The 25436-nt window shown below is 72.1% G+C and carries 23 protein-coding genes, 1 other RNA gene and 1 pseudogene; 19 read left to right on the forward strand and 6 right to left on the reverse strand.

Translation table 11 applies throughout. The annotated features are described in order from the left end of the window. Positions 1-114: 114 nt before the first annotated feature. The 8 genes from ftsE (at position 115) to ABZ861_RS04825 (ending at position 6235) form a co-directional block, all read left to right on the forward strand. Positions 115-804: a cell division ATP-binding protein FtsE gene (gene ftsE / locus ABZ861_RS04790; RefSeq protein ID WP_361623735.1), complete on the forward strand. Its 690-nt coding sequence runs from the start codon at positions 115-117 to the stop codon at positions 802-804. A gap of 31 nt (positions 805-835) precedes the next feature. Beyond that, positions 836-1753 (forward strand): permease-like cell division protein FtsX, encoded by a 918-nt coding sequence (gene ftsX / locus ABZ861_RS04795; RefSeq protein WP_361623738.1) that lies wholly within the window; start codon positions 836-838, stop codon positions 1751-1753. A 68-nt stretch (positions 1754-1821) separates the two neighbouring features. Further along, a complete protein-coding gene (locus ABZ861_RS04800) occupies positions 1822-3003 on the forward strand; it encodes a S41 family peptidase (RefSeq protein WP_361623741.1) in 1182 nt (393 codons plus the stop codon). Between the two features lie 154 nt (positions 3004-3157). After that, positions 3158-3637, forward strand: coding sequence for an SsrA-binding protein SmpB (smpB, locus tag ABZ861_RS04805; RefSeq protein WP_361623744.1), 480 nt, complete (start codon positions 3158-3160; stop codon positions 3635-3637). Positions 3638-3896: 259 nt separating this feature from the next. Beyond that, positions 3897-4294: a transfer-messenger RNA gene (gene ssrA, locus ABZ861_RS04810) on the forward strand. Between the two features lie 319 nt (positions 4295-4613). Further along, the gene (locus tag ABZ861_RS04815) at positions 4614-5294 is read left to right on the forward strand and encodes an XRE family transcriptional regulator (RefSeq protein WP_361623747.1); all 681 of its coding nucleotides are present in this window, start codon (positions 4614-4616) and stop codon (positions 5292-5294) included. A gap of 7 nt (positions 5295-5301) precedes the next feature. Beyond that, a complete protein-coding gene (locus ABZ861_RS04820; protein WP_361623750.1) occupies positions 5302-5778 on the forward strand; it encodes an NUDIX domain-containing protein in 477 nt (158 codons plus the stop codon). Next, on the forward strand, positions 5771-6235 hold the full coding sequence (locus tag ABZ861_RS04825; protein WP_361623753.1) for a hypothetical protein: 465 nt from the start codon (positions 5771-5773) through the stop codon (positions 6233-6235). Before ABZ861_RS04820 ends, ABZ861_RS04825 begins: the two co-directional genes overlap by 8 nt. Here ABZ861_RS04825 and ABZ861_RS04830 read toward each other — a convergent pair. The 3 genes from ABZ861_RS04830 to ABZ861_RS04840 form a co-directional block, all read right to left on the reverse strand. Continuing rightward, a complete protein-coding gene (locus ABZ861_RS04830) occupies positions 6228-6773 on the reverse strand; it encodes an HD domain-containing protein (protein ID WP_361623756.1) in 546 nt (181 codons plus the stop codon). The genes ABZ861_RS04825 and ABZ861_RS04830 overlap by 8 nt on opposite strands. Before the next feature lie 25 nt (positions 6774-6798). Further along, entirely contained in the window at positions 6799-7248 is a 450-nt protein-coding gene (locus ABZ861_RS04835) for a winged helix-turn-helix domain-containing protein (protein WP_361623759.1), read from the reverse strand. A 231-nt stretch (positions 7249-7479) separates the two neighbouring features. Next, a complete protein-coding gene (locus ABZ861_RS04840; protein WP_361623762.1) occupies positions 7480-7929 on the reverse strand; it encodes an ATP-binding protein in 450 nt (149 codons plus the stop codon). 215 nt (positions 7930-8144) lie between these two features. Here ABZ861_RS04840 and ABZ861_RS04845 point away from each other — a divergent pair, with 215 nt between their 5' ends. Further along, complete coding sequence (locus ABZ861_RS04845) at positions 8145-8879, forward strand: XRE family transcriptional regulator (protein ID WP_361623765.1); 735 nt, start codon at positions 8145-8147, stop codon at positions 8877-8879. A 49-nt stretch (positions 8880-8928) separates the two neighbouring features. Here the strand turns inward: ABZ861_RS04845 and ABZ861_RS04850 are convergent. Next, positions 8929-9117 (reverse strand): annotated as a pseudogene (locus tag ABZ861_RS04850) (hypothetical protein); the annotation flags it as partial. A 362-nt stretch (positions 9118-9479) separates the two neighbouring features. On the opposite strand from ABZ861_RS04850, the gene ABZ861_RS04855 reads away from it, so the two are divergent. After that, positions 9480-9743 (forward strand): hypothetical protein, encoded by a 264-nt coding sequence (locus ABZ861_RS04855; RefSeq protein WP_361623768.1) that lies wholly within the window; start codon positions 9480-9482, stop codon positions 9741-9743. A 249-nt stretch (positions 9744-9992) separates the two neighbouring features. Beyond that, positions 9993-10928, forward strand: a complete 936-nt coding sequence (locus tag ABZ861_RS04860) for a VCBS repeat-containing protein (protein ID WP_361623771.1) — start codon at positions 9993-9995, stop codon at positions 10926-10928. Positions 10929-11105: 177 nt separating this feature from the next. Here the strand turns inward: ABZ861_RS04860 and ABZ861_RS04865 are convergent, their stop codons facing one another. Continuing rightward, positions 11106-12281 carry an MFS transporter gene (locus ABZ861_RS04865; RefSeq protein ID WP_361623774.1) on the reverse strand — a complete coding sequence of 392 codons (1176 nt, stop codon included), beginning with the start codon at positions 12279-12281 and terminating at the stop codon, positions 11106-11108. A 616-nt stretch (positions 12282-12897) separates the two neighbouring features. Between ABZ861_RS04865 and ABZ861_RS04870 the strand changes: the two genes are divergently transcribed. From ABZ861_RS04870 to ABZ861_RS04905, 8 genes are all read left to right on the forward strand, one after another. Continuing rightward, entirely contained in the window at positions 12898-13893 is a 996-nt protein-coding gene (locus ABZ861_RS04870; RefSeq protein ID WP_361623777.1) for a LysR family transcriptional regulator, read from the forward strand. Positions 13894-14456: 563 nt separating this feature from the next. Further along, positions 14457-15605: a uroporphyrinogen-III synthase gene (locus ABZ861_RS04875; protein WP_361623780.1), complete on the forward strand. Its 1149-nt coding sequence runs from the start codon at positions 14457-14459 to the stop codon at positions 15603-15605. Positions 15606-16321: 716 nt separating this feature from the next. After that, positions 16322-16945: a CGNR zinc finger domain-containing protein gene (locus tag ABZ861_RS04880; RefSeq protein WP_361623782.1), complete on the forward strand. Its 624-nt coding sequence runs from the start codon at positions 16322-16324 to the stop codon at positions 16943-16945. A 237-nt stretch (positions 16946-17182) separates the two neighbouring features. Further along, positions 17183-17767, forward strand: coding sequence for a sigma-70 family RNA polymerase sigma factor (locus tag ABZ861_RS04885; RefSeq protein WP_361623785.1), 585 nt, complete (start codon positions 17183-17185; stop codon positions 17765-17767). Next, positions 17767-18585: a zf-HC2 domain-containing protein gene (locus ABZ861_RS04890; RefSeq protein ID WP_361623788.1), complete on the forward strand. Its 819-nt coding sequence runs from the start codon at positions 17767-17769 to the stop codon at positions 18583-18585. The genes ABZ861_RS04885 and ABZ861_RS04890 overlap by 1 nt, the downstream gene beginning before the upstream one ends. Before the next feature lie 78 nt (positions 18586-18663). Continuing rightward, a complete protein-coding gene (locus ABZ861_RS04895; protein WP_361623791.1) occupies positions 18664-21057 on the forward strand; it encodes a UvrD-helicase domain-containing protein in 2394 nt (797 codons plus the stop codon). A 535-nt stretch (positions 21058-21592) separates the two neighbouring features. Beyond that, entirely contained in the window at positions 21593-23026 is a 1434-nt protein-coding gene (locus ABZ861_RS04900) for an NAD-dependent malic enzyme (protein WP_361623794.1), read from the forward strand. A gap of 425 nt (positions 23027-23451) precedes the next feature. Next, positions 23452-23733, forward strand: a complete 282-nt coding sequence (locus ABZ861_RS04905; RefSeq protein ID WP_003990598.1) for an HU family DNA-binding protein — start codon at positions 23452-23454, stop codon at positions 23731-23733. A gap of 293 nt (positions 23734-24026) precedes the next feature. Here ABZ861_RS04905 and murA read toward each other — a convergent pair whose 3' ends face one another. Next, positions 24027-25367: a UDP-N-acetylglucosamine 1-carboxyvinyltransferase gene (murA, locus tag ABZ861_RS04910; RefSeq protein WP_361623797.1), complete on the reverse strand. Its 1341-nt coding sequence runs from the start codon at positions 25365-25367 to the stop codon at positions 24027-24029. Positions 25368-25436: the final 69 nt, after the last annotated feature.

The following is a 25436-nucleotide window of genomic DNA, read 5'->3' on the forward strand; positions in this document are numbered from 1 at the left end:
GGGGCGCGCGGACAAAACGTATGACTATCCCGCAACCCAGACCGGTGACTGCGCTCGCGCACCCGACTCGCGTAAGGTCACGCTCATCTACCCCCGGCGATCCGTGGTGCATCCGTGATCCGATTCGACAATGTGTCCAAGGTCTACCCCAAGCAGACCCGCCCCGCTCTCAGGGACGTCTCCCTGGAGTTGGAGAAGGGCGAGTTCGTGTTCCTCGTGGGGTCCTCCGGCTCCGGAAAGTCCACCTTCCTGCGGCTGATCCTCCGCGAAGAGCGGTGCAGCCACGGCCAGGTGCACGTTCTGGGCAAGGATCTCGCGCGCCTGTCCAACTGGAAGGTGCCGCAGATGCGCCGCCAGTTGGGCACGGTGTTCCAGGACTTCCGCCTGCTGCCGAACAAGACGGTCGCCGAGAACGTCGCCTTCGCCCAGGAGGTCATCGGCAAGTCCCGGGGCGAGATCCGCAAGTCCGTGCCCCAGGTCCTCGACCTCGTCGGCCTCGGCGGCAAGGAGGACCGCATGCCGGGCGAGCTGTCCGGCGGTGAGCAGCAGCGCGTCGCCATCGCGCGGGCCTTCGTCAACCGGCCCAAGCTGCTGATCGCCGACGAGCCCACCGGCAACCTCGACCCGCAGACCTCCGTCGGCATCATGAAGCTGCTCGACCGCATCAACCGCACGGGCACCACCGTGGTGATGGCGACCCACGACCAGAACATCGTGGACCAGATGCGCAAGCGCGTCATCGAACTGGAGAAGGGGCGCCTCGTCCGCGACCAGGCGCGCGGCGTCTACGGCTACCAGCACTGAAGTCCACGTCGGAAAGGCTTGACCAGACGCCATGCGCGCCCAGTTCGTCCTGTCGGAGATCGGAGTCGGTCTCCGCCGCAACCTGACGATGACGTTCGCGGTCATCGTCTCCGTCGCCCTGTCGCTCGCCCTGTTCGGCGGGTCGCTCCTGATGAGCGACCAGGTCACGCAGATGAAGGGCTACTGGTACGACAAGGTCAACGTCTCGATCTTCCTCTGCAACAAGAGCGACGCCCAGAACGACCCCAACTGCGCCAAGGGCGCCGTCACCGAGGACCAGAAGAAGGCCATCCTCGCCGACCTGCACAAGATGCCGGTGGTCGAGAAGGTCGCCTACGAGTCCCAGGACGAGGCGTACAAGCACTACAAGGAGCAGTTCGGCGACTCGCCGCTGGCGGGCTCCCTCACGCCGGACCAGATGCAGGAGTCGTACCGGATCAAGCTGAAGAACCCGGAGCAGTACAAGGTCATCGCCAGCGCCTTCAACGGACGCGACGGCGTGCAGTCCGTGCAGGACCAGAAGGGCATCCTGGACAACCTCTTCGGGCTGCTGAACCTGATGAACCGGGCGGCGCTCGGCGTGATGCTGCTGATGCTGGTCGTGGCCCTGCTGCTGATCGTCAACACCGTGCGGGTCTCGGCCTTCAGCCGCCGCCGGGAGACCGGGATCATGCGGCTGGTGGGCGCCTCCGGCTTCTACATCCAGGCCCCCTTCATCATGGAGGCGGCCGTGGCCGGCCTGATCGGCGGCGGCCTCGCCTGCGTCTTCCTCGTCGTCGGGCGGTACTTCACGGTCGACCACGGCATGGCGCTGTCCGCCAAGCTCACCCTGATCAACTTCGTCGGCTGGGACGCCGTGATCACCAAGCTCCCGCTGATCCTCGCCGCGAGCGTGCTGATGCCCGCCCTCGCCGCGTTCTTCGCGCTGCGCAAGTATCTGAAGGTGTGACGCACGCCAACCGCGCCGCACGCCCAACCGGGCCTGCGGCGCGGGGGCGTTGTCCTAGACTCACCGCCATGTCAGATCCAGTTCCCCTCCGCCGCCCCCGCCGCGTCCGTGCCGGAGCCGGTCTGACACTCGTCTTCGCGGGCGTGCTCGCCGCCGGGGCGGCCACCGGCTCGCTGCCGGGATCGGCGCGGGCGCAGGACCGCGAGTCCGCCGCCCTGAAGGCTGGTTCGGCCGCTCCCGCCGCCCACCACGAGCAGGTCGCGAGGGCCGCCGCCGAGGCCATGGCCGCGGGCAAGTCCCCCGAGGAGGCCGCCGAACGCGCCGCCAGCCGCAGCGGCGACCGCTGGGCCGCCGTCTACTCCCCGGGCGACTATCAGGAGTTCGAGGAGTCCCTGGACGGCCGGTACACCGGCGTCGGCCTGCGGGCGCGGCGCGAGCGGGACGGCCGGATCGACATCGGCCGGGTGCAGTCCGGCTCGCCCGCCGCCGGCGCCGGGATCCGCGCGGGCGACCGGCTGCGCAGCGTGGACGGCGAGAAGGTGGACGGCCTGCCCGTCACCGAGGTCGTCTCCCTGCTGCGCGGCGACGCCGACGACGCCCCCGCCGGGACGGCCGTCACCCTGGGCCTCACGCGCGGCGCCCGCACCTGGACCAGGACCCTGCGCCGGGCGAGCCTGTCGACGGACTCGGTCACCGTGCGGCGCCTGTCCGACGGGACGACCGTCATCCGGATCACCGCCTTCACCAAGGGCGTGGGCGACGCGGTCGGCGCGGCGGTGCGCCAGAGCCCGCTGGACTCCGGGGTCGTCCTGGACCTGCGCGGCAACTCCGGCGGCCTGGTCACCGAGGCGGTCGCCACCGCCTCCTCCTTCCTCGACGGCGGCCTGGTCGCCACCTACGACGTCGACGGCGCCCAGCGCGCCCTGCACGCCGATCCCGGCGGCGACACCGCCAGGCCGCTGGTCGTGCTGGTGGACAGCGGCACCATGAGCGCGGCCGAGCTGCTCACCGGCGCCCTCCAGGACCGGGGCCGCGCCGTGGTCGTCGGATCGCGCACCTTCGGCAAGGGCTCGGTGCAGATGCCGACCCGGCTGGCCGACGGCTCCGTCGCCGAACTCACGGTCGGCCACTACCGCACCCCCGTCGGCCGGAGCGTGGACGGCCGCGGCATCACCCCCGACCTGGACGCGGGCGGCGACGCGCTGCGCCGGGCCCGCACGGTCCTGACCGGCTTGGGCGACCCGTCATGACCGGTCTGGGCGACCCGTCCTGACCGGTCTGGGCGTCCTGGGCGACCTGGCCTGGTCGTCCTGACCGGCCTGGGGACGCGTCCCTCCCGCCCTCGCGCGCCGCGCAAATGGACTTTCCCCGCGCCCCCTCCGTAGTGCGAAAATGGTCGGCACTATGGCTAAGGAAAAAGGGCGCAAGCTGATCGCGCAGAACAAGAAGGCGCGGCACGACTACCACATCCTCGACACCTACGAGGCCGGTCTGGTCCTCTCGGGCACCGAGGTGAAGTCACTGCGCCAGGGGCGCGCCTCGCTGGCCGACGGCTTCGTGCAGTTGGACGGTCACGAGGCGTGGCTGCACAACGTGCACGTCCCGGAGTACACCCAGGGCACCTGGACCAACCACAGCGCCCGCCGCAAGCGCAAGCTGCTGCTGCACCGGGTGGAGATCGACAAGCTGGAGTCGAAGTCCCAGGAGACGGGGCACACCATCGTGCCCCTCGCCCTGTACTTCAAGGACGGCCGCGCCAAGGTCGAGATCGCGCTGGCGAGGGGCAAGAAGGAGTACGACAAGCGGCAGACGCTGCGCGAGAAGCAGGACCGACGGGACACGGAGCGGGCGATCTCGGCGGTGCGGCGCAAGCAGCGGGCCTGAGACGCCTCGCGGCCCGAGACCCTCGCGGCCCGAGACCCCGCGGCCTGAGACGCCCCGCGGCCGGGAACGCCCCGGCCGCCGACGGCGTCGGACGGTGCGGGAAGCGGTGGCGCGACCGGGTGACCGTCGGAAACAGGCTGGCACGGACGTGCATGGGTCACGTACGATGGCATCTGCACCGCGAAGCCGGTGCGCACTCCCTTCCGCGGAGGGGCCCTCTATGGAGGGACGCTCTGCGAGGGGTTTGAAAAATCAACATGGGGATGATCGGTTTCGACAGCGGTTGTCGAAGCAGGGGAAGCGTGTCGAGGAAGCGGCCATGATCTCGTAAACCACAGGCCGAAAAAAATAATCGCCAATACCAAGCGCGATTCCTCCCAGCAGGCCTTCGCCCTCGCTGCCTGATAGGCAGCGCGAGCGAGCCTCCTACTAAGGGAGTGTCAGCCCGGGGCTGTTCCCGACCCGGATCCTGGCATCAACTAGGGGACTAAACCTTGATCCCGGTCACGGGGTGAAGAGGGAAGCCAAACAGTGACTGAGCCCGTCGGAGACTTGTCCGCGTGATCTCCGGGGCTGAGAAAAGCGCAGCGGACTGCACACGGAGAAGCCCTGATTCCGCACCGTTGGACGCGGGTTCGATTCCCGCCATCTCCACCATCCCGCCTTACTCCACCCCGCGCCACAGAGCGCGGAGCGGAGTGGGGACATGTGCGTCACGGCGCCACCCGACTGGGTGGCGCCGTTGTCGTTTCCGGTCCGGGCCGGGACGGCGCGCCACCTCGCTAGCGGTTCAGTGCCGGTTGGCGCTGTCCTCACCGAGAGTGCGGCCGGAACGCGGTACGTCATCACTACATGACTGGACGTGTGCGAGACGTCCCGCCTATTGTGGAGCCGTCTCGTGACGTCTTGAGGTCGATGAATGCCTAATGAGCGCCTCCGTGCCGCGTTGCTCGAACGCGGGCTCACGCTCGACGCGTTGGCTGGCTCGATCGATGTAGACCCGAAGACCGTCGAGCGCTGGGTGACGACGGGGCGTACCCCGTACCGGCGCCACCGATACGCGGTCGCGGCACGACTCGGCGTCGACGAGACCTACCTGTGGCCCGATGCGTTGACCCCGGACCAGGTCGCGGGCGCGTCCGAGAGCGAGATCATCACGATCTACCCGCACCGCTGGTCAGTGCCGTCCGACTTGTGGCGGCGCATGTTCGAGACCGCGGAAGAGGAGATCGGGGTCCTCGTCTACAGCGGCCTGTTCCTCTCCGAGGACGCAGGCACGCATCGGGTGTTCCGCGCCAAGGCCGAAGCCGGGGTGCGGGTACGGATACTGCTCGGCGACCCCGAAAGTCCCGCGGTCGCCCAACGCGGGGCGGACGAGGGCGTGGACGATGCCATGGCCGCGAAGATCCGCAACGCCCTGGTCATGTACCGGCCGTTGCGTGGCGTGGACGGCATCGACTTCCGGCTCCACGACACGATCCTCTACAACTCGATCTACCGAGCCGACGATCAGGTCCTCGTGAATACCCACATCTACGGGTTCACCGCGGCGCAGGCTCCCGTGATCCATCTGCGCAAGGTCGCCGGGGGAGGCATGGTGAACAACTACCTGGAGAGCTTCGAACGTGTCTGGGACCGCGCCCGCGAACTGGAGTGACGACCGCATGCCGACCCGCATCGACTACTTCGACGACCCGCGCGCGCCCAAAGCCAACAGCATCGTCCCCTCAGCCAACGTCATCGTCACCGACGACGAGGGCCGACTCCTGTTGATCCGCCGCAGTGACAACGGCAACTGGGCCGTACCCGGCGGAGCGATGGACATGGGCGAGTCGATGGCCCAGACCGGCGTCCGCGAGACTCTGGAGGAGACCGGGATCAACTGCGAGATCACCGGGCTCGTCGGCATCTACACGGACCCGCGCCACGTCATCCACTACACGAGCAACGACGAGGTCCGGCAGGAGTTCTCGATCGTGTTCACCGGGCGGTACGTCAGCGGTGAGCCGACGCCCGGCGACGAATCCCGCGAGGTGGTGTGGGTACCTCGGGACGATGTCGGCGGGCTGCAGATGGACCGCTCCATGCGGCAGCGCATCGACGCCTACCTCGAGGGCGAAGGGCTGCCCCAGCTTGGATAACGGCTGGGTCGACACCGCGGCGAACGTCTTCAACGCGGTGGGGACGGTCGGCGCGTTCGGCACCGGATTCGTTCTCCTCCGCCGTGAGCACCGCCGGGAAGCCGACCGCGAGGAGGAAGCCCATCGGGCCCAGGCGGCACGCGTCAGCGCATGGGTCGAGGCGTACCGCCGCCCTGACGGCGCCCGAGAACTCGACCTCCACGTCCACAACGCGAGCGACATGCCCATATACGAGGTGGAACTCCCCTTGCCCGCCCCCGCCGGCGAGGAGTCCCGTACCGAGTTCATCGGCCTCGTCCCACCCAGCCAGACCGTCCGCCGCCCCGCCCCGCGCGAATGGCTGCGCTCCTACGTCGAGCCGGAACCGGTCGAGATCGAGTTCCTCGACAGCGCAGGCCGCCACTGGAACCGCGACGAGCAGGGCAAGCTCGTCCGATCGAGGCGCTCGGCTACCTGACGAGCAGGTTGTCGATACGCTGAACGGCGTCGACGATGTGAGACGACGCCTCAGTGATGGACTCTGTGACGACATCCCCGGGGCCATAGCGCGAGTGGATCTCGGAGAGCCGCTGTTCGACGCTGACGGGTTCGCCGGTGGGGGTCGTCGTCATGTCGCAGTAGATCAACGCATCGGCAAGCAGGCCGCCCACCGGTTCGAACTCTGCCGTGAGCTTGTCGCCGAGGTCGCGGTTGCGCGCTTCGATGTGGGCGCAGGAGTGGTAGGCGACCAGCGCGCACAGACGCGGGTCGGCGTGCTCGACATCGCGGAGGTACCGAGCGCCGTCGAGAGCGTGGAGCCCCGTGTCGACCAGCTTCGGGGCGTACCCGATGTCGTGAAGCCACGCGGCACAGACCAGCAGGTCGGCGTCGTCCCCGACGAGATGTGCGAGGGACTCTGCCTTGCGGCCGACACCCCCGCTGTGCGCCCAGCGACGCGGGAGCGCCTCGGCCAGTAGGTCTCCGGCAAGCTCCTGGGCCCGCGTTACGGAAATCACGTGTCGAGGCTATCTCGGTCGGTCGTCACCTGACGAAGCGGCCTTTACCGTGTCGCGTCTCGATGAGTCCCGCGCTCTCCAACTCGGTGAGCGCCCGTCGCGCGGTCCAGCGGGAGACGCCGTACTGCTCTGTCAGCATGGCCTCACTGGGAAGCGCGTCGCCCTTGTGCAGCTCGCCGCCCTCGATCGCCTTGCGAAGCGCCACAGAGATGCGGAGAAAGGCGGGCGCCAGAGCGCGGGCTTCCCCGGGCGCGGAGGTGATGCGGCCCCGCCCCGGCGTGGTGGCGAGCAGACCCTCGTGCTCCAGGTCGGCAAGTGCCCGTCGAACCGTGTTCCGCGCGACGCCGAACTCGGCCCGCAACTCGGCCTCGCTGGGGAGATGCGTCCCGGGCGGGAACTCGCCCTCGGCGATGCGGTGGCGCAGCACATCGGTGATCGTCTTGTACGCGCCCCACGGCGTCGCGCGCGATTCCACTCGTCGTCCTTTCCTCGCTGAGCATCGGCCCAACGGCGCTTGCCTGAAAAGACACCCATCGTCTCGCATCTTCGCGGTGCTGCGACCAGGCCGAGGAGTTCATCACGGGGGAGATTCCCCCCGGCACCGGCGGGCGAGTGGCGGCGCTTGGTCGGTACGGGGGAGAGTTCGTGCACTGCCTTTCCCAGATATGGCAGCCGTCGGGGTGAGATCAGGCGGGCGCTCGGTTGATCAGGAAGGGTCCACCGGTCCATCGCCCTTAGTGCACACTGCCCAGACCATCTTGCCCAGACCTTCGCGAACGCTCACGCCCCATTGACCGCTGGTGAGTGCCTCTACGAGGACCAATCCCCTGCCGAACTCAGCCTCCTCGGAGGCTTCGCGTTGTTCCGGTTTGCGCTCGCTTGCGTCGTGGACTTCGATGCGTACTCCACTCTCAAGGCGTTCGAAACGCGTTCCGATCAGGTGCCCGCGCGGAACGCGTGCGTGATTCACCGCGTTCGTGACCAGCTCCGAGACCACCACTTCGGCGGCCTCCACGAGGTGGCGAAGTCCCCATGCTTCCAGGTGGTGCGCCAAAAGACGGCGTGCGCTCCCCACCGAACGGACGCTGTGCGGCCATGTCTTCACGACGACGGCGGGGTGTTCGCCGCTCAGCATCACGGAGGCGCCCTTGGTCATCGCTGGGGCTCCTTGCGTCCGGACAGGCAGTGGTTACGCTCTTGCACGTCATCGCTCCTCACGCGGTGGCCATGCCCCCGGACCGGTCGCACGGTCGCGGGGGTCTCTCGCATGAGATTCGGTGCGGGACGGCGGCACGGACACCACGTCTTGAGGGACGTCTAGGGATTTCTTGGCTAGTCTGAAGTCGTCCACACCCCGAACAAGGGGGAAGCGTGAACGACGAGCTCCGTCGTGCCCTCATGTCCGCCGGCCTCGATGCCGCCGATGTCGCGGCCCGGCTCGACGTCGATCCCAAGACCGTCGAGCAGTGGTGCGCCGGCCGCGTTCCCTACGCGCGCAACCGCGCGGCGCTCGCGGCCCTCGTCGGCCGTGACGAACATGAACTGTGGCCCGCCACCGGACACTTGCGCCCACGCGTCCCACCCGGCGGTGAGATCCTGGCGATTTACCCACACCGGTGGGCTGTGCCCCGGGAAACGTGGCTCCGCCACTTCGCCGGCGCCGAGCGGGAGATCGGCATCCTCGCGTACGGCGCCCTGTTCCTCGTCGAGGACCCCGGCATCCTGCACGCCCTCGGGGACAGGGCCCGTGCGGGCGTCACGCTTCGCCTGCTGCTGGGCGACCCGGACAGCCCCGAAGTAGCCGAGCGCGGCGAGTCCGAGGGTATCGGCCATGTGATGGCGGCCCGCATCCGTAACGCCCTCGCTCTGCTCAGGCCGTTGATAAGCCTGCCCGCTGTCGAGGTCCGCCTCCACCGCACGGCGCTGTACAACTCTATCTACCGCGCCGACGACGACCTCCTGATCAACCCGCACATCTACGGCCAGCCCGCCGCAACCGCCCCCGTCCTCTATGCCCGCCTTACCGCAGGCGGCATGCTCGCGGGGAACTACGTGGAGAGCTTCGAGCGAGTCTGGGGTAGAGCGCGAGTGGTCGAGTCTGATTGATGACTGAACAGCTCGATGGGACCGCCCCGGGCCTCTGGGCGACGGTCCTTCAGCGATCGTAGATGGACACAGTGACAGTCAGGTCTGGATTGCTGCATTCCCGCTTCGAATCCTCTTCCAATGCTCGGGGATTACGAATGTTTCCGTTGTGATCGAGAGCAAGGCAGATTAGGTGGCTTACTGAAGGATGTCCTTTATATCTGTCCCGGTCGATGATAAGTTGCTCGCCTAGCTCAGCATCCTTTAGCCCCTCTCAGGAAAGGTCCCAGCATGGATGAGGTGGGCACGATGGCTGGGCGCTCTAGGAGCAATTGACCTCGTAGGCTCACTGTGTGGGCCCTCTCCTGAACTCCGGTTGTCTGTCGGCGCGCCCGGTACAGGTATGCGCGCCAGGGCTGTGCGCAGGTCGGTGACCAGGGGGGAAAGTTCGAGTAAGAGGTGAGGATCTCCACTGCCTCATGTAAGTCTCTGCCGTGCTCACGTTCGCCACCGCACTGACGCCGGCGCTCGGCTCCCTTCGTGTCATGAACCAACTCGACCGCCTCCACGCCTCGTTGGGAAGAGCTGGGGCTGACGGTGTGGTTGCGGTCCGTTCTCGTCGTGGACTGGGTTCCCCCGCACGGGCCGTGGGACGACCAGCTCTCGTTCGTCTTCGACGCCGGGATCCTGGACTCGGAAGCCGCGGCAGCGCTCAGGCCGCATGACGAGGAGCTGTCGGAACTCGCCTTCGTCGCCCCCGACAAGGCCGCGAAGATGTTCGAGGAACGCCTGCGCCGCAGGTTCCAAGCCGCCCTGCGGGCGCTCGCGGACGGGGCGACGGCGTACCTGTACGACGGCCGCCCACTGGGGAAGCAGTCGTCGTGAGGCTGTCGCCTCCCCGGCGAGGGCGTGGGGCTCGAACAGGGCTTCTCCCAAAGGGTTGTACGGCTCTGGTTGCACTTGCGTCCCACTTCTGTACCGCTTCTGTGCCACGGGCCGGACCGGGTGTCGGCATGGCAAAGACATGTGCAAGGATCATGCGGTATCCCTGGATCCCGCTGGGCCGAACCGGGGCCCCTCGGCGGGCCGCACCGGGGCCCGCGATCCATTCCCATGACTCACTGGAGGACCCACGTGGTCGAAACCTCCGGCCTGAACACGCGCCGCGCGCTGGCGCGTGGCACGGCTGCGGCGCTCACCGCCGCGCTGCTGGCGACCGGCGCGAGCGCCGCCTTCGCCGCCGACGCGCACGGCCGTACCGCGTCGCAGGCCACCGCCCACGCCACGGCGTCGGGCGCCACGAAGCACACCGCCGTCGCCGGCCTGCGCGACGCTCAGATCAACGCGCTGTACGGCGATGACGGCAACGGCGACCTCTGGGGCTACGCGCCCCAGGGCGACGGCACCCTCGGCTCCCGGACCTCGTCCGGCGCCGGGTGGAAGGACGCCCGCTTCATCACGCAGGTGGACCAGAACGCCGACGGCGCGTCGGACGGCATCTGGGACGTCACCGGCAGCGATCTCACCTACACGGGCTGGGACGACTCCGCCGACGTGTACGTCGGCACCGGCTGGAACATCTACAACAAGGTGCTCTCCGCGGGCAACCTCGGCGGCGCCGCGGCCGACGACCTGATCGCCCGGGACGGCTCCGGCGTGCTGTGGATCTACCTCGGCTACGGCAACGGCAAGCTGGCCGCGCGTTCCAAGGTCGGCAGCGGCTGGAACATCTACACCGAGATCGCGGGCAAGGGCGACCTGACCGGCGACGGCAAGGACGACATCGTCGCCCGGGACAGCTCGGGCGTGCTGTGGCTCTACAAGGGCACCGGCGACTACAAGGCCCCGTTCGCGCCGCGCACCCGCATCGGCAGCGGCTGGAACGCCTACAACTCGCTGGTCTCGGTCGGCACCGTCAACTACAACCAGGACCGGATCACCGACCTGGTCGCCCGCGACACCAGCGGCGCCCTGTGGCTGTACAAGGGCACCGGCAACGCCGCCGCTCCGTTCGCCTCGCGCGTTCAGATCGGCACCGGCGGCTGGAACACGTACCGCCTGCTGTTCTGATCCGCCGCACCGCCTCCTCGTGAGGCGCCGCTACGGGCCGCTCCCCTAGGGGGCGGCCCGTTCCGCTGCGGTGCGGCCCGTTCCGCAGCGGCGCCCCCGCGGTCCGGCTTGCGGTCGCGGGGGAGACCTCCGGAGGCTGGAAGCGGCCCGCCCTCACCGGCGTGGTCGTCCTCGCTTTCACCGCCTGGCGGATCCGCACCGTGTCCAAGCTGCTGCGCGCGCGCCGGGCCGCCCGCCGGACCGTCGCCGCGGTGACCGCCTGACCTCTCCGGCCTGCGCCAGCGAGACCAGCAGCGCCAGGGCCGCCGCCGCGACCGGCGTCCCGTAGGCGGCCGTGGGCGAGACGTGCTCGACCGCCCAGCCGCCGGCCGCGCTGCCGCAGCCGATGCCGCCGAGCAGGCCGGTCACCGCGAGGGTCATCCCCTCGTTCAGGCGGCCCTCGGGCGTGAGCTGCTGGACCAGGGTCATGGCGGTGACCATGGTGGGCGCCGTCGCCGTCCCCGCGACCAGCAGGGCCCCGCAGAGCAGCGGCAGCGAGCCGGTCAGCGCGGCGGCCAGCAGGGGCAGGATCATGAGCACGGTCATCGCCGCCACGCACCGCGGCAGCCGTCGCCGCGCCGGTCCCGTCGGCCGCAGCGCCCCGAAGACCAGCCCCGCCGCGCACGAACCGGCCGCCTGGAGCCCGAGCGCCAGGCCCGCCGCCGAACGGTCTCCCTGAGCGTCCGCGAAGGCCACCGTGACGACCTCCATCGACCCGAACACCGCCCCGAGGGCGAGGCAGACCGCGAGCCGTCCGGGCATGCCCGGGGCGCGCAGCGGCGCCTTCGCGGCCGTCGTGCGCGGGCGGGGCGGCGGCTCCGTGCCGCGCTGCGCGGCGAAGGCCAGTACGCCGGTGAGCAGCAGCGCCGCGCCCGCCAGCGTCCCGGCCTCGGGGAAGAACGCCCCGCACAGGAAGGCGGCGAGGACCGGGCCGAGCATGAAGCACAGCTCGTCGGCCGCCTGCTCGAAGGAGTTCGCGGTGTGCAGGGCGCCGGGATCGCCCCGGAGCAGATGGGCCCAGCGGGCACGGGACATGCCGCCGGTGTTCGGGGTGGTCGCGGTGGCGGCGTAGGCCGCGAACAGGGTCCAGTCGGGGGCGCCGAAGCGCACGCACAGCACGAGCGCCAGGCTGCCGAGCGCCGCGCAGACGGCGGCGGGCACGGCGGCGCGGGCCTGACCGCGGCGGTCCACCAGCCGCGCCACCCACGGCGCGGTCACGGCGGTCGCGGCCAGACCGGTGGCGGTGACGGCGCCGGCGAGCGCGTAGGAGCCGCGCACCCCGGCGATCATGACGACCGCACTCACGCCGAACATCCCCGAAGGCAGCCGGGCGACGAGGTTCCCGGCGGTGAAGGCGCGCGTTCCGGGGAGGGCGAAGAGCCGCCGGTAGGGCTGGAGGGCCGTCCCGCGGGGAGCGCGGTACGCGTCGGAGGCGGCGCCTGGAGGAGTTCCGGGGGCGGGGGGCTGTGCCGGGGCCGGGTTCGGGGCTGTTCTCCGGGGCGCCTCGGACTCCGGGGCGGTTCTGGGCCCTGTGGCGACCTCGGACTCCGGGGCGGGTCTGGGCCCTGTGGCGCTCCTGGACTCCGGGTCGGGTTCGAGCCCTGTAGCGGGCGGCGTGATCTGGCCGGGCGGGGCGCCGGGGGTGGCTTGGCCCGGTTCGGTGCGGGGATCGGCGGCCGCGGTGGGCGTAGTGGGCGTAGTGGGCGTAGTGGGTGTAGGGGGCGTAGTGGGTGTAGGGGGCGCGGCGGCCGCGGGGGGCGCGGCGGTGGTCGCCGGTGGGGGCGTGGGCGTCGCCCTGGACAAGGGGGTGGGCGTGGGTGTCGGGGGCATGCCACCACCGTCGGCCCGGGTGAATCACGCGGTCCAACACCTTCTCGCGGCCGATTCACGCACCCGCGTTGTGAGAAGCGGGCTCTTGTAGGTTCGGCGCATGTCCGCCCGCCACGTGGAACCCCGTCTGCTCCGCGCTTTCGTCGCCGTGGCCGAGGAGCTGCACTTCACCCGCGCGGCGCTTCGGCTGTACGTCGCTCAGCAGGCCCTCAGCCGTGATGTGCGCCGACTGGAGCGCGAGTTGGGCGCCGAGTTGTTCGTCCGCACCACCCGGCAGGTGGCCCTGAGCGCTGACGGCGAGCGGCTGCTGCCGTACGCACGGCGGGTGTTGGCGGCCCAGGAGGACCTGCTGTCCGCTTTCGGGCAGGCCCGGCCACTGCTGGTCGACCTCAACTCGCCCGGCCTGGACACCGGCCGCCGCGTGCTGCACCGCGCCCGCGAACTCGCCCCGGATCACGAGATCATGGCCCGTTTCGAGAGCGGGCTCACGGGTGCGGCTACGGAGTTGCTGGCGGGTCGGCTGGACGCCTCCTTCGGCCGGTTCGCGGGCCTGGACGCGGCGCTGCGGGCCAGACTGGACCACCAGTTCGTCCGATACGAGCCGATGGCGGTGGTGCTGCCCGAGAAGCATCCGCTGGCGCCGCTGCCCGCGGTGCCGCTGTCCGCTCTGGCGGGCGAGACCGTATACGCCGGCGCCGGGAACCCGTGCACCCCGGAGTGGACCGACCTCGCGCGTCGCCTCTTCGAAGGGCGGGGGATCGCGCTCGCGCCGCCCGCGCCGCTGGCCGTCGGCGTGGAGGAGTTCGAGCGGCTGATGGCCAAGACCGGGCATCCCGTCCTCGCGGTCGTCGGCTTCCCGGCCCTGCCGCGGACCGTGGTGCGCCCGCTCGTCGAACCGGTTCCGCTGTCGCCGGTGTCCCTGGTGTGGCGTAGGGGACTGGTGCACCCCGCGTTCGACGCGGTGCGCCGCGCGGCGGGGGAGACGGCGGTGGAGGAAGGATGGTGGCGGCGACCCGAAAGCGGATGGATTCCTGCCGTCGACGAGACTTCCGCGAACCGGTCGATTCCGTTCACCGTTGATCTTTGCGGTCGCTGAGCGCTCCCGTCGGCATACGTTCGTGATCGCCGAGCACGGTGGCAGTAGGGGGCGTTCGGGCAGGTGGGGACCTGTTCCGGTGACACGGCTCGGGATCGTACGCACACCCGTGGCACTTCCGTGGGGGAAGCGCGTGCGCGTGCTCAAGGGACTGGAGCAGGCCCGAACCGAATCGCCTGCCGCGGCGCCCGTGACGGGGACGCCGACCGCGGCCGGAAGCGGCGCGGGTACGGCGGCCGCCGCCCGAGACGGCGGTCGGCGGCCGGCGGCTGCGACGGTCCGGTCTTCGTCGAAGTGTCGGGCGGCCGCCGCCGACGGCCTCCCGGCGGCCCGCGCGCCCGGCGGAACCCTGAGGGCGGCTTCGGCGCGATCCAGTACGCACCCCGGCGGGCCGCGTGCCCGGCGGAACCGCTCGGCGCGCTGACCCGACGGCGGCGGCCCGGTCGCGACGGCGGATTCCCGCCCCGGCCAGGCGGGGCGTCACACTGGTGGCATCGAGCCGCACCGGTTCCGTCATGCGCCGAGGACGGTCCCGTTCGGCCCGCCGGTCGGCTAGGAGGGCCATGGACGACGAACAGCAGCACCCCGGACGCTCGGAGCCCGGCCCGCTGGCCGGGTTCACCGTGGGGGTCACGGCGGCGCGCCGGGCCGACGACCTCGGCGCCCTGCTCCGGCGCCGCGGCGCCGAGGTGCTGCACGCGCCCGCGCTGCGCATCGTGCCGCTCGCCGACGACGCCGAACTGCTCGCCGCCACCAAGGAGGTCGTCGACGGGCCGCCCGACGCGGTGGTCGCCACGACCGCCGTCGGGTTCCGCGGCTGGATCGAGGCCGCCGAAGGATGGGGACTCGGCGGGCCGTTGCTGGACCGGCTGCGGAACGCGGAGCTGATGGCGCGCGGGCCCAAGGTCACGGGGGCGATCCGGGCCGCCGGGTTGACCGAGCGGTGGTCGCCGCCGGGCGAGTCGTCGGCGGAGGTGCTCGACCGGCTCCTGGAGCAGGGCGTCGGCGGCCGCCGGATCGCCGTACAGCTCCACGGGGACCCGCTGACGGACTTCGTCGCGTCGCTTCGGGCGCAGGGAGCGGAGGTCGTCCCGGTCCCGGTGTACCGGTGGCTGCCGCCGGAGGACATCGGCCCCGTGGACCGGTTGCTCGACGCGGCCGTCTCGCGCGGTCTGGACGCGGTGACCTTCACCAGCGCGCCCGCCGTCGTCTCCCTGCTGTCCCGGGCCGAAGAGCGCGGGATGCTCGACGAGTTGCTGGCCGCGTTCGGCCGCGAGGTGCTGCCCGCCTGCGTCGGGCCGGTGACCGCGCAGCCGCTGCGGGACCGCGGGGTCGGCGCCGTCCAGCCCGAACGGTTCCGGCTCGGCCCGCTGGTGCAGTCGCTGTGCCGCGAACTGCCGGGCCGGGCGACGGCGTTGGACGTCGCCGGGCGCAGGCTGGAGATCCGCGGCCACGCGGTGCTGGTGGACGGCGACCTCCGGCCGGTCCCCCCGGCGGGGATGGCGCTGCTGCGGGCGCTGGCCCGGCGCCCCGGCTGGGTGGTCGGCCGCGCCGACCTGCTGCGCGCCCTGCCGGGCGGCGGCCGCGACGAACACGCCGTGGAGAGCGCGGTGGCCCGCCTGCGCACGGCCCTCGGCGCCCCGGAGCTGATCCAGACGGTCGTCAAACGCGGCTACCGCCTGGCCCAGGCCCCAGCCCAGCGCCTGAGCTAGACCCAGGCCCAGAGCTAGGCCCAGGCCCAGAGCTAGGCCAGGCCCAGGCCACGGCGTCGGACGCCCCACCGACGGACGCCTGGTTGGTGGCGGCGCCGGACGCCCCGCCCCATACGCCCCGCCCGTAGAAGCCGACACCGCCGCCCACCGGGCTCCTGGCGGCGGACGCCCGGCCGCCCCACCGGCGGAGCCCGGTCGGCGGCGGCCCCGGACTCCCCGCCTGCGGACGCCCCGTCGGCGGCGGCGCCCGACTCCCCGTCCCAGACGCCCCGCCCGTAAAAGCCGGCACCGCCGCCCACCCAACTCCCTGGCGGCGGAGACCAGTACGCCCCGGGCGGGACGCTCCGCCCGTAGGCGCCAGGTCCGTGACGACACGGGAACTCCGCGCCCCCGGACGCCCGCCCGCCTCCGGACGCCCGCCCGCTCCCGGACGCCCGCCTGCCCCCGGACGCCCGCCTGCCCCCGGACACCCGCCCGCCCCCGCGCGCCCGGCAGGCCCCGGCGCCCCGCCGCGTCCAGGCGCCCCGCGCACCGACTCCCCACGTGCTCGAACAGCCGGAGGGCACAGGCGCCGTGGCCCGGCAGCGGCCCAGGGCGGCTGCGCCGTATCCGTGGCGCCAAGGCGCGGGGGTCTTCCGGCCGGGGGAGCGGGCGGGCACTGTGAAGGGGAGCGGAACGCTTCTCTGCACGGCTCCTGCCTAGGCGGTGACAGGCACATGGCACTGGATTCGGCCACGGTCCCTTACGAGCTGCGGTTCGACGCCGGGCGGATCTGCCTGGATCTCCTCTCGACCAGCCATCCCGAGGAACGGCTCGACGCGCTCGCGCCGCTGTGCGCATGGATCACCGGCTCGGGGCTGGTCCCGCCGGGTACCTCGCTCGCCCACGCCGACCCCTCCTGGCCGGACGCCTTCCGGGAACTGCGCGGAAGCATAGAGAAGTTGGTGCGCGCGTGCCTGGACGCGGCGGAGCGCCGGCCGGGCGAGCCGGTCCAGCCGGGCGCCGCCGCGGCGACCGCCCTCGCCCGCGTCAACGCCCTCGCCCGCCCTGCCCCGCCCGCGCCCCGGGCCGTCCGCGCCGAGGACGGCGCCCTGGTGCGCGCACTGGCCGGTCCGCCGGAGTGCGCCGCGCTGGTGGCGGCCGTCGCGCGAGACGCCGTGGAACTGCTCACCGACCCCGTGGCGCGCTCCGGCCTGTGCCGGTGCGCGGGCGACAACTGCCCGATCGTGTACCTGGACACCTCCCGCGGCCGCCGGCGCCGCTGGTGCTCCAGCGAGGTCTGCGGCAACCGCGAGCGCGTCGCCCGGCACCGCCGCCGCGCCGCCCTGGCCAGGCCCTGAACGATGTGACACCCGTAACACCGCCCAAAGGTCCCGGACTTCGGGCGGCGCGGTCCGCCGTGCCGGGGCGCCGCGCGATGTGGGGGAAAAGCGAGGGAAAGCCGGGGGGAATGTGCGTGCATGTCCGCCCTCGTCGCCCCGCCCCCCGAAAAACTCCCGTCTCCCCTTGAACGCGCAGCCCACCGGACGCGTACCCGTGCACGAGCGACCGACTGGGGGAACCCCCGGACACCGGAGGTGGGCGTGCGCAAGGATGCGGCCGTGGCCAATGAACGTGGGTCGAAGGCCCGACATCGCATGTCCCCCCAGCCCTCGGAACCCGACGAGGAGCTGATGCGCGCGTTGTACCGCGAGCACGCCGGACCGCTGCTCGCGTACGTTCTCCGGCTGGTCGCCGGAGACCGGCAGCGAGCCGAGGACGTGGTGCAGGAGACGCTCATCCGTGCCTGGAAGAACGCCGGCCAGCTCAATCGAGCGACCGGTTCGGTACGCCCCTGGCTGGTGACGGTCGCCCGGCGCATCGTCATCGACGGCCACCGCAGCCGGCAGGCCCGGCCGCAGGAGGTCGATCCGTCGCCGCTGGAGGTCATCCCCGCGGAGGACGAGATCGACAAGGCGCTGTGGCTGATGACGCTGTCGGACGCGCTCGACGACCTGACCCCGGCCCACCGGGAGGTCCTCGTCGAGACCTACTTCAAGGGGCGTACCGTCAACGAGGCCGCCGAGACGCTCGGCATACCGAGCGGCACCGTCCGCTCCCGGGTGTTCTACGCCCTGCGTTCGATGAAGCTGGCGCTGGAGGAGCGGGGGGTGACGGCGTGATGGGCGGGTACGGGGGACATCAGGGATTCGGCACGGGTGGTACGGGTATGTCTGGCTCCATGACGGGATCACCGGCCCCTAGCGAGCACGAGACCGTCGGCGCCTACGCCCTCGGCATCCTCGACGACGCCGAGGCGAGCGCCTTCGAGGCGCACCTCGCCACCTGCGAATGGTGCGCCCGCCAGCTCGACGAGCTGGCCGGAATGGAACCGATGCTGGCGGCCCTCGCGGACCTGCCGGGCGGCGGCGGCATGCCCGCGATCGGCGAGTCGCTGTCCGCCAAGCCCAGCCCGCGGCTGGTGGAGAAGCTGGTCGACGAGGTCTCCGAGCGCCGCGCCGGCAAGCGGCGGCGCGGCTTCTACCTGGTCGCGGCGGCGGCCGCGCTGGTCGTCGGCGGCCCGCTCGCGGTGTTCGCGGCCGGCGGCTCGGACGGCGGCGGCGCCCCGGTGGCCGCGCCGCCCGCGCAGACCGCCTTCGAGTCGATCCCCGACAAGACCACGGCCACCGACCCCGCCACCCACGTCACCGCGACCGTCGCCCTGGAGAAGAAGAACTGGGGCACGAACGCCGTCCTGCGCCTGACCAACGTGGGCGGCCCGGAGCGCTGCTCGCTGATCGCCGTCGGCAAGAACGGCGAGCGCGAGACGCTGACCTCCTGGTCCGTCCCCGACTGGGGCTACGGCCAGCCGGGCGCCAAGACCGACGAGGCCAAGAACCCGCTCTACGTCCGCGGCGGCGCGGCCTTCCAGCCCAACCAGATCGACCACTTCGAGGTGATGACCTTCGAAGGGAGGAAACTGGTCCAGATCCGAGCCTGACCGGCGGCGTCCGGCTTCCGCGAACCGCCCCTCTTCGCGTACGGTTGACGGCTGCCCAGCACGTCAGAAGGGGGCCCGGTGGCCGCTCAGGCTCAACAGGATTCCGCGGTCGGATCGGCTCACGGCGCGGCCCGCCGCGCCGCGGCGCACGACTCGGTGCGCGAGCGGGAGGTCCACGGCGAACAGGAGCACCTGGACAGGGTGTACCGGCGCCTGGAGGAGAAGATCCACGAGGCCGAGTTCCTGATGGCGGACGCGGCCCGGCGCGGGCAGGTCGGCACGCCCGGCGCGCTGGCCGAGCGGGACGCCCAGGTCTTCCGGGCCGGCGTCCACCTCAACCGGCTGAACAACGAGTTCGAGGACTTCCTCTTCGGCCGGATCGACCTGCTGGCCGGCAAGGACGGCAAGAAGGGCTCCGACGGCGCCTACACCGCCGTGGAGCCGGCCGAGGGGGCGGTGCGCGAGGACGGCGCCGCCGACATCGCCGAGACCCTGCACATCGGCCGGATCGGCGTCCTCGACCAGGACTACGCCCCGCTGGTCATCGACTGGCGGGCGCCGGCCGCCGCCCCGTTCTACCGCTCCACCCCGGTCGACCCCGGCCGGGTCGTCCGGCGGCGGGTGATCCGCTCCAAGGGGCGGCGGGTGCTCGGCGTCGAGGACGACCTGATGCGCCCGGAGCTGACCGCCCGCCTGGACGGCGAGGAGCTGGCCGCCGTCGGCGACGGCGCGCTGATGGCCGCGCTCGGCCGGGCCCGCGGCCACACCATGCGGGACATCGTCGCCTCCATCCAGGCCGAGCAGGACGAGGTCATCCGGGCGCCCGCCGCCTCGGTGACGTACGTCGAGGGCGGTCCGGGCACGGGCAAGACGGCGGTCGCGCTGCACCGCGCCGCCTACCTGCTCTACCAGGACCGGCGCCGGTACGCGGGCGGCATCCTGGTCGTCTCCCCGACCCCGCTGCTGGTGGCCTACACCGAGGGCGTGCTGCCCTCCCTGGGCGAGGAGGGGCAGGTCGCCGTCCGCGCCATCGGCGCCCTGGTCGACGGCGCCGAGGCGACCCTCTACGACACGCCGTCCACGGCCCGCGCCAAGGGCTCGCACCGGATGCTGAGGGTGCTGCGCAAGGCGGCCCGGGGCGCGCTGGAGCTGGGCGCGGCCGCCGGGACCGGGCGGCCCGCCCCGCGCGGCGACGAGGACGGCGCGGCCGCCGCCGCGCCCGCCGGACCCCCGGACCGGCTGCGGGTGGTCGCCTTCGGCCGCCGCCTGGAGCTGGAGGCCCGGGACCTGGAACGCGTCCGGGGCGCCGCTCTGGGCGGCGCCGCCCCGGTCAACCTGCTGCGCCCGCGCGCCCGCAAGCTGCTGCTCGACGCGCTGTGGGAGCGGTCCGGAGCGGCCGGCCGGCACGCCGACCGGGAGCTGGCCGCCGAACTGCGCTCCTCTTTCGACGAGGACGTGTCCGACGAGGACTCCTTCACCGCGTTCCTGGACGCCTGGTGGCCCGAGCTGACTCCGCGCGCCGTGCTCGCCGCGATGGCCGACGAGCGGCGGCTGGGCCGCTGGGCGCGCCGGATCCTCAACCCCGGCGAGGTGCGCAAGGTCGCCCGCTCGCTGCGGCGGGACGGGTACTCGGTGCACGACGTCGCCCTGCTCGACGAGCTCCAGGCGATCCTCGGCGCCCCGGCCCGCCCGAAGAAGAGACGCGAGCTGGACCCGCTGGACCAGCTCACCGGCCTGGACGAACTCATGCCGGTGCGCGAGGAGTCGCAGCGCGAGCGCGCCGAGCGGCTGGCCCAGGAGCGCACCGAGTACGCGCACGTCATCGTGGACGAGGCGCAGGACCTCACGCCGATGCAGTGGCGCATGGTCGGCCGCCGCGGCCGGCACGCCACCTGGACGGTGGTGGGCGATCCGGCCCAGTCCTCCTGGTCCGACCCGGACGAGGCGGCCGCGGCCCGCGACGAGGCCCTGGGCGCCCGTCCGCGCCGCCGCTTCGAGCTGACGGTGAACTACCGCAACCCGGCCGAGATCGCCGAGCTGGCCGCGAAGGTGCTCGCGCTGGCCATGCCCGGCGCGCAGGCCCCGTCGGCGGTGCGCTCCACCGGCGTCAAGCCGCGCTTCGCGGTCGCCGGGGGCGCGCTGGGCGCCGCCGTGCGCGCGGAGACCGAACGGCTGCTGGAGCGGGTGGAGGGCACGGTCGGCGTAGTGGTCGCGATGAACCGGCGCGAGGAGGCCCGGCGCTGGCTGGCCGGACTCGGCGACCGGGCGGTGGCGCTGGGCAGCCTGGAGGCGAAGGGCCTGGAGTACGACGCGACCCTCGTCGTGTCGCCCGCGGAGATCGCCGACGAGTCCCCGGCCGGCCTGCGGGTGCTGTACGTGGCGCTGACCCGCGCCACCCAGCAGCTCACCGTGGTGTCGGGGGAGCGGGACGAGCCGGACGGGGCCGCGGTCCCCGACCTGCTGCGGGACTGACCCGACTGCCGCGGTCCCGGCCTGCCGCGGGACTGACCCGACTGCGGCGGTCCCGGCCTGCCGCGGGACTGACCCGACGGCGGCGGAAGCGGCCTTTCGGGGGGCGCCGGCGAAAGAACCCGGCCGAGGGGAATGGCCTCGCGGCGTCTGTTTGTTAGCCTGGTGATGGCACCGGCCCGATCCAAGCCCCCGGGCCCAACCTTCGTCGCCACGAGCGACCACTTGCCGCGAGGCGAGCATGGCGGGTCGGTGCCTCATTCTTCCGCATTAGCCGGAGAGGGCCGCGTCACGATGTGACGTGGCCCTCTTTCTCTGTGCCGCCGAGGTCGGGCCGTGCGGGCCGTCCAGCGAGCGACCGGCTGAGCCGTCGTGAACTCTCGTATGCTGAAAGCCGTTTTCCGCTCCTCGGCGTACCGCGGCAGGCGGCGACGGGGGCGCGGGCCGCGCTTCCGGGCGGCTACCGCGTACTCGGCGGTAGGTGCGACGATCGGACGGCACAAACTTAGCGACACGGTGAAAGCAGAGGAAGTCGGCCATGGCAACGGCGCCCAGCGTCTCCTACTCGATGACCATCCGGCTGGAGGTGCCCGCGAGCGGAACGGCCGTCTCGCAGCTCACCACCGCCGTGGAGTCCTCCGGAGGCTCGGTGACCGGCCTCGACGTCACCGCGTCCGGCCACGAGAAGCTCCGGATCGACGTCACCATCGCCGCCGCCTCCACCGCGCACGCCGACGAGATCGTCCAGGAACTGCGCGACATCGAGGGCGTCACGCTCGGCAAGGTCTCCGACCGCACGTTCCTGATGCACCTCGGCGGCAAGATCGAGATGGCGTCCAAGCACCCCATCCGCAACCGCGACGACCTGTCCATGGTCTACACGCCCGGCGTGGCGCGGGTCTGCATGGCGATCGCCGAGAACCCCGAGGACGCCCGGCGGCTCACCATCAAGCGCAACTCCGTTGCGGTCGTGACCGACGGCTCGGCGGTGCTGGGCCTGGGCAACATCGGCCCCAAGGCCGCGCTGCCCGTCATGGAGGGCAAGGCGGCCCTGTTCAAGCGGTTCGCCGGGATCGACGCCTGGCCGATCTGCCTGGACACCCAGGACACGGACGCGATCGTCCAGATCGTCAAGGCCATCGCCCCGGGCTTCGCCGGGATCAACCTGGAGGACATCTCCGCGCCGCGCTGCTTCGAGATCGAGGCCCGGCTGCGCGAGGCGCTGGACATCCCCGTCTTCCACGACGACCAGCACGGCACCGCGATCGTCGTGCTGGCCGCGCTCACCAACGCGCTGCGCGTGGTGGACAAGCCGATCGAGAACGTGCGCGTGGTGATGTCGGGGGCGGGCGCCGCGGGCACCGCCATCCTCAAGCTGCTGCTCGCCGCGGGCGTGAAGAACGCCGTCGTGGCGGACATCCACGGCGTGGTGCACGGCGGACGCGAGGACCTGGTCTCCGCGGCCCCCGAGTCGGCGCTGCGCTGGATCGCCGACAACACCAACCCCGAGAACCTCACCGGCACGCTGAAGCAGGCCGTGCGCGGCGCCGACGTCTTCATCGGCGTCTCCGCCCCCAACGTCCTCGACGGCGACGACGTGGCCGCGATGGCCGACGGCGCGATCGTCTTCGCGCTCGCGAACCCCGACCCGGAGGTCGAGCCGGCGATCGCCCGGCAGACGGCGGCGGTCGTGGCCACCGGACGCTCCGACTTCCCCAACCAGATCAACAACGTGCTGGTCTTCCCGGGCGTCTTCCGCGGTCTGCTCGACGCGCAGTCCCGGACCGTCAACACCGAGATGATGCTGGCCGCCGCGCACGCCCTGGCCGACGTGGTGACCGAGGGCGAGCTGAACCCGAACTACATCGTCCCCAGCGTCTTCAACGACAAGGTGGCCGGGGCGGTCGCCGGCGCCGTGCGCGAGGCGGCCAAGGCGGCCGGCGTGGCGCCGGCGGACCCCGCCGCCGTCTGAGGCGCAGGCGTACCCCGCCCGCGCCGGGGAAGGCGACGGGACGGACAATCGAAAACGGAATGTACGGGGCGAACAGGTCGCCCGGGGGCGCAGGCCCCCCGGGCGTGGCGATGGCCACGGCGGGACCGCGACCGGCGCGTCGGCTCGGCGCCGTCGGCGCCGCGCCTTTAGGGTGGCCGCCAGGCGGCACACCCGGCAGACCCGCTCTCCGTGTGACCCCCACGGGTGTTCTCACGGCTCCAGCGGGTGCCGGATTGGCTTTCCCGCCGCAGGTGGGGGCAGGATGCCTCCCTAGGCGCGAGGGTCTGACGTAGGACCCGGGTCCGGGGACCCTCGGGGCCCCGGCGGCATCGGCTTCGCCGGCCCATCACGCGGCTTCGCCGCGTGGCCCGCCTCAACGGCAAGAAGAACACGGGAGTAACGACATGAACCGCAGTGAGCTGGTGGCCGCGCTGGCCGACCGCGCCGAGGTGACCCGCAAGGACGCCGACGCCGTGCTGGCCGCGTTCGCCGACGTCGTCGGCGACATCGTCTCCAAGGGAGACGAGAAGGTCACCATCCCTGGCTTCCTCACCTTCGAGCGCACCCACCGTGCCGCTCGCACCGCCCGCAACCCGCAGACCGGCGAGCCGATCCAGATCCCGGCCGGCTACAGCGTGAAGGTCTCCGCGGGCAGCAAGCTCAAGGAAGCCGCCAAGGGCAAGTGACCCAGCCCTCCGTACGCCGGGGGACGGCGTACGGGGCCCGCTAGGCGCTCCGACGCTTATGGGGCGGACTCCCGTCGGGAGTCCGCCCCATCGTCGTACGCGCTCCCGCGCCAGTCCTTCCGGGTGCCCCCGCGCCGGTCCGTCCGGGCGCCTCCGCGCCCCCGTGCCGGTCCGGTCCGTCCGGGCGTCCGCACGGACGCCCCTCCCGACCCCGCGCGGACGCCCGCGGGCGGCCCCGGGGCCGCCCGCAGCCCCTTCGAAGGTTGCCGGGGAGCCCGGTCGGCGCGGGCCGGTCAGCCGAGCGCCTGGCCCGGCAGCTCGACCTTCGCGCCCAGCTCCACCAGCTTCTCCATGAAGTTCTCGTAGCCGCGGTTGATCAGGTCGATGCCGTGGACGCGGGAGGTGCCCTGGGCCGCGAGGGCGGCGATCAGGTACGAGAACCCGCCGCGCAGGTCCGGGATCACCAGGTCGGCGCCCTGGAGCCGGGTCGGTCCCGAGACCACCGCGGAGTGCAGGAAGTTGCGCTGCCCGAAGCGGCAGTCGGAGCCGCCCAGGCACTCGCGGTAGAGCTGGATGTGCGCGCCCATCTGGTTCAGCGCGGAGGTGAAGCCCAGCCGGGACTCGTAGACCGTCTCGTGCACGATCGACAGGCCGGTCGCCTGGGTGAGGGCCACCACCAGCGGCTGCTGCCAGTCGGTCTGGAAGCCGGGGTGCACGTCCGTCTCCAGCGCGATCGACTTCAAGTGGCCGCCCGGGTGCCAGAACCGGATGCCCTCGTCGTCGATCCGGAACGCGCCGCCCACCTTGCGGTAGGTGTTCAGGAACGTCATCATCGAGCGCTGCTGGGCGCCGCGGACGTAGATGTCGCCCTCGGTCGCCAGCGCCGCCGAGGCCCACGAGGCGGCCTCCAGACGGTCCGCGAGGGCGCGGTGGTCGTAGCCGCCGAGCTGGTCCACACCCGTGACGCGGATCGTCCGGTCGGTGTCCATCGCGATGATGGCGCCCATCTTCTGCAGGACGCAGATCAGGTCCTCGATCTCGGGCTCGACCGCCGCGTTGGACAGCACCGTGACGCCCTCGGCGAGCACGGCCGTCAGCAGCACCTGCTCGGTCGCGCCCACCGACGGGTAGGGCAGCCGGATCTTGGTGCCGCGCAGCCGCTGGGGCGCCTCCAGGTACTGGCCGTCCGCCCGCTTCTCGATCGTCGCGCCGAACTGCCGCAGCACGTCGAAGTGGAAGTCGATGGGACGGCCGCCGATGTCGCAGCCGCCGAGGCCGGGGATGAAGGCGTGGCCGAGCCGGTGCAGCAGCGGGCCGCAGAACAGGATCGGGATGCGGCTGGAGCCCGCGTGGGCGTCGATGTCGGCCACGTTCGCGCTCTCCACGCGGGTGGGGTCGAGCACCAGCTCGCCCGGCTCCTCACCCGGGCGGACCGTCACGCCGTGCAGTTGCAGCAGCCCGCGGACGACCCGCACGTCACGGATGTCCGGCACGTTGCGCAGCCGGCTCGGCTCACTGCCCAGCAGAGCGGCGACCATCGCCTTCGGCACGAGGTTCTTCGCACCGCGGACACGGATCTCGCCCTCCAGCGGGGTTCCGCCGTGGACAAGCAGGACATCGTCGTTGACGCTCATGTATCTCGCGTTCCGATGAGGTGGTCAGGGGCGGCGGCCGATCACTTCTCAGGGCCGAAGGGACAGAGT

This window comes from Streptomyces sp. NPDC046985, from assembly GCF_040644415.1.
Taxonomy (GTDB): Bacteria; Actinomycetota; Actinomycetes; order Streptomycetales; family Streptomycetaceae; genus Streptomyces.

What these genes read in the sequence shown, in the direction of transcription:
- ftsX (WP_361623738.1), top strand. Translation starts at nt 836, where the DNA reads ATGCGCGCCCAGTTCGTCCTGTCGGAGATCGGAGTCGGTCTCCGCCGC.
- ABZ861_RS04800 (WP_361623741.1), top strand. Translation starts at nt 1,822, where the DNA reads ATGTCAGATCCAGTTCCCCTCCGCCGCCCCCGCCGCGTCCGTGCCGGA.
- smpB (WP_361623744.1), top strand. Translation starts at nt 3,158, where the DNA reads ATGGCTAAGGAAAAAGGGCGCAAGCTGATCGCGCAGAACAAGAAGGCG.
- ABZ861_RS04820 (WP_361623750.1), top strand. Translation starts at nt 5,302, where the DNA reads ATGCCGACCCGCATCGACTACTTCGACGACCCGCGCGCGCCCAAAGCC.
- ABZ861_RS04840 (WP_361623762.1), bottom strand. Translation starts at nt 7,929, where the DNA reads ATGACCAAGGGCGCCTCCGTGATGCTGAGCGGCGAACACCCCGCCGTC.
- ABZ861_RS04865 (WP_361623774.1), bottom strand. Translation starts at nt 12,281, where the DNA reads ATGTTCGGCGTGAGTGCGGTCGTCATGATCGCCGGGGTGCGCGGCTCC.
- ABZ861_RS04870 (WP_361623777.1), top strand. Translation starts at nt 12,898, where the DNA reads ATGTCCGCCCGCCACGTGGAACCCCGTCTGCTCCGCGCTTTCGTCGCC.
- ABZ861_RS04875 (WP_361623780.1), top strand. Translation starts at nt 14,457, where the DNA reads ATGGACGACGAACAGCAGCACCCCGGACGCTCGGAGCCCGGCCCGCTG.
- ABZ861_RS04880 (WP_361623782.1), top strand. Translation starts at nt 16,322, where the DNA reads ATGGCACTGGATTCGGCCACGGTCCCTTACGAGCTGCGGTTCGACGCC.
- ABZ861_RS04890 (WP_361623788.1), top strand. Translation starts at nt 17,767, where the DNA reads ATGGGCGGGTACGGGGGACATCAGGGATTCGGCACGGGTGGTACGGGT.
- ABZ861_RS04900 (WP_361623794.1), top strand. Translation starts at nt 21,593, where the DNA reads ATGGCAACGGCGCCCAGCGTCTCCTACTCGATGACCATCCGGCTGGAG.
- ABZ861_RS04905 (WP_003990598.1), top strand. Translation starts at nt 23,452, where the DNA reads ATGAACCGCAGTGAGCTGGTGGCCGCGCTGGCCGACCGCGCCGAGGTG.
- murA (WP_361623797.1), bottom strand. Translation starts at nt 25,367, where the DNA reads ATGAGCGTCAACGACGATGTCCTGCTTGTCCACGGCGGAACCCCGCTG.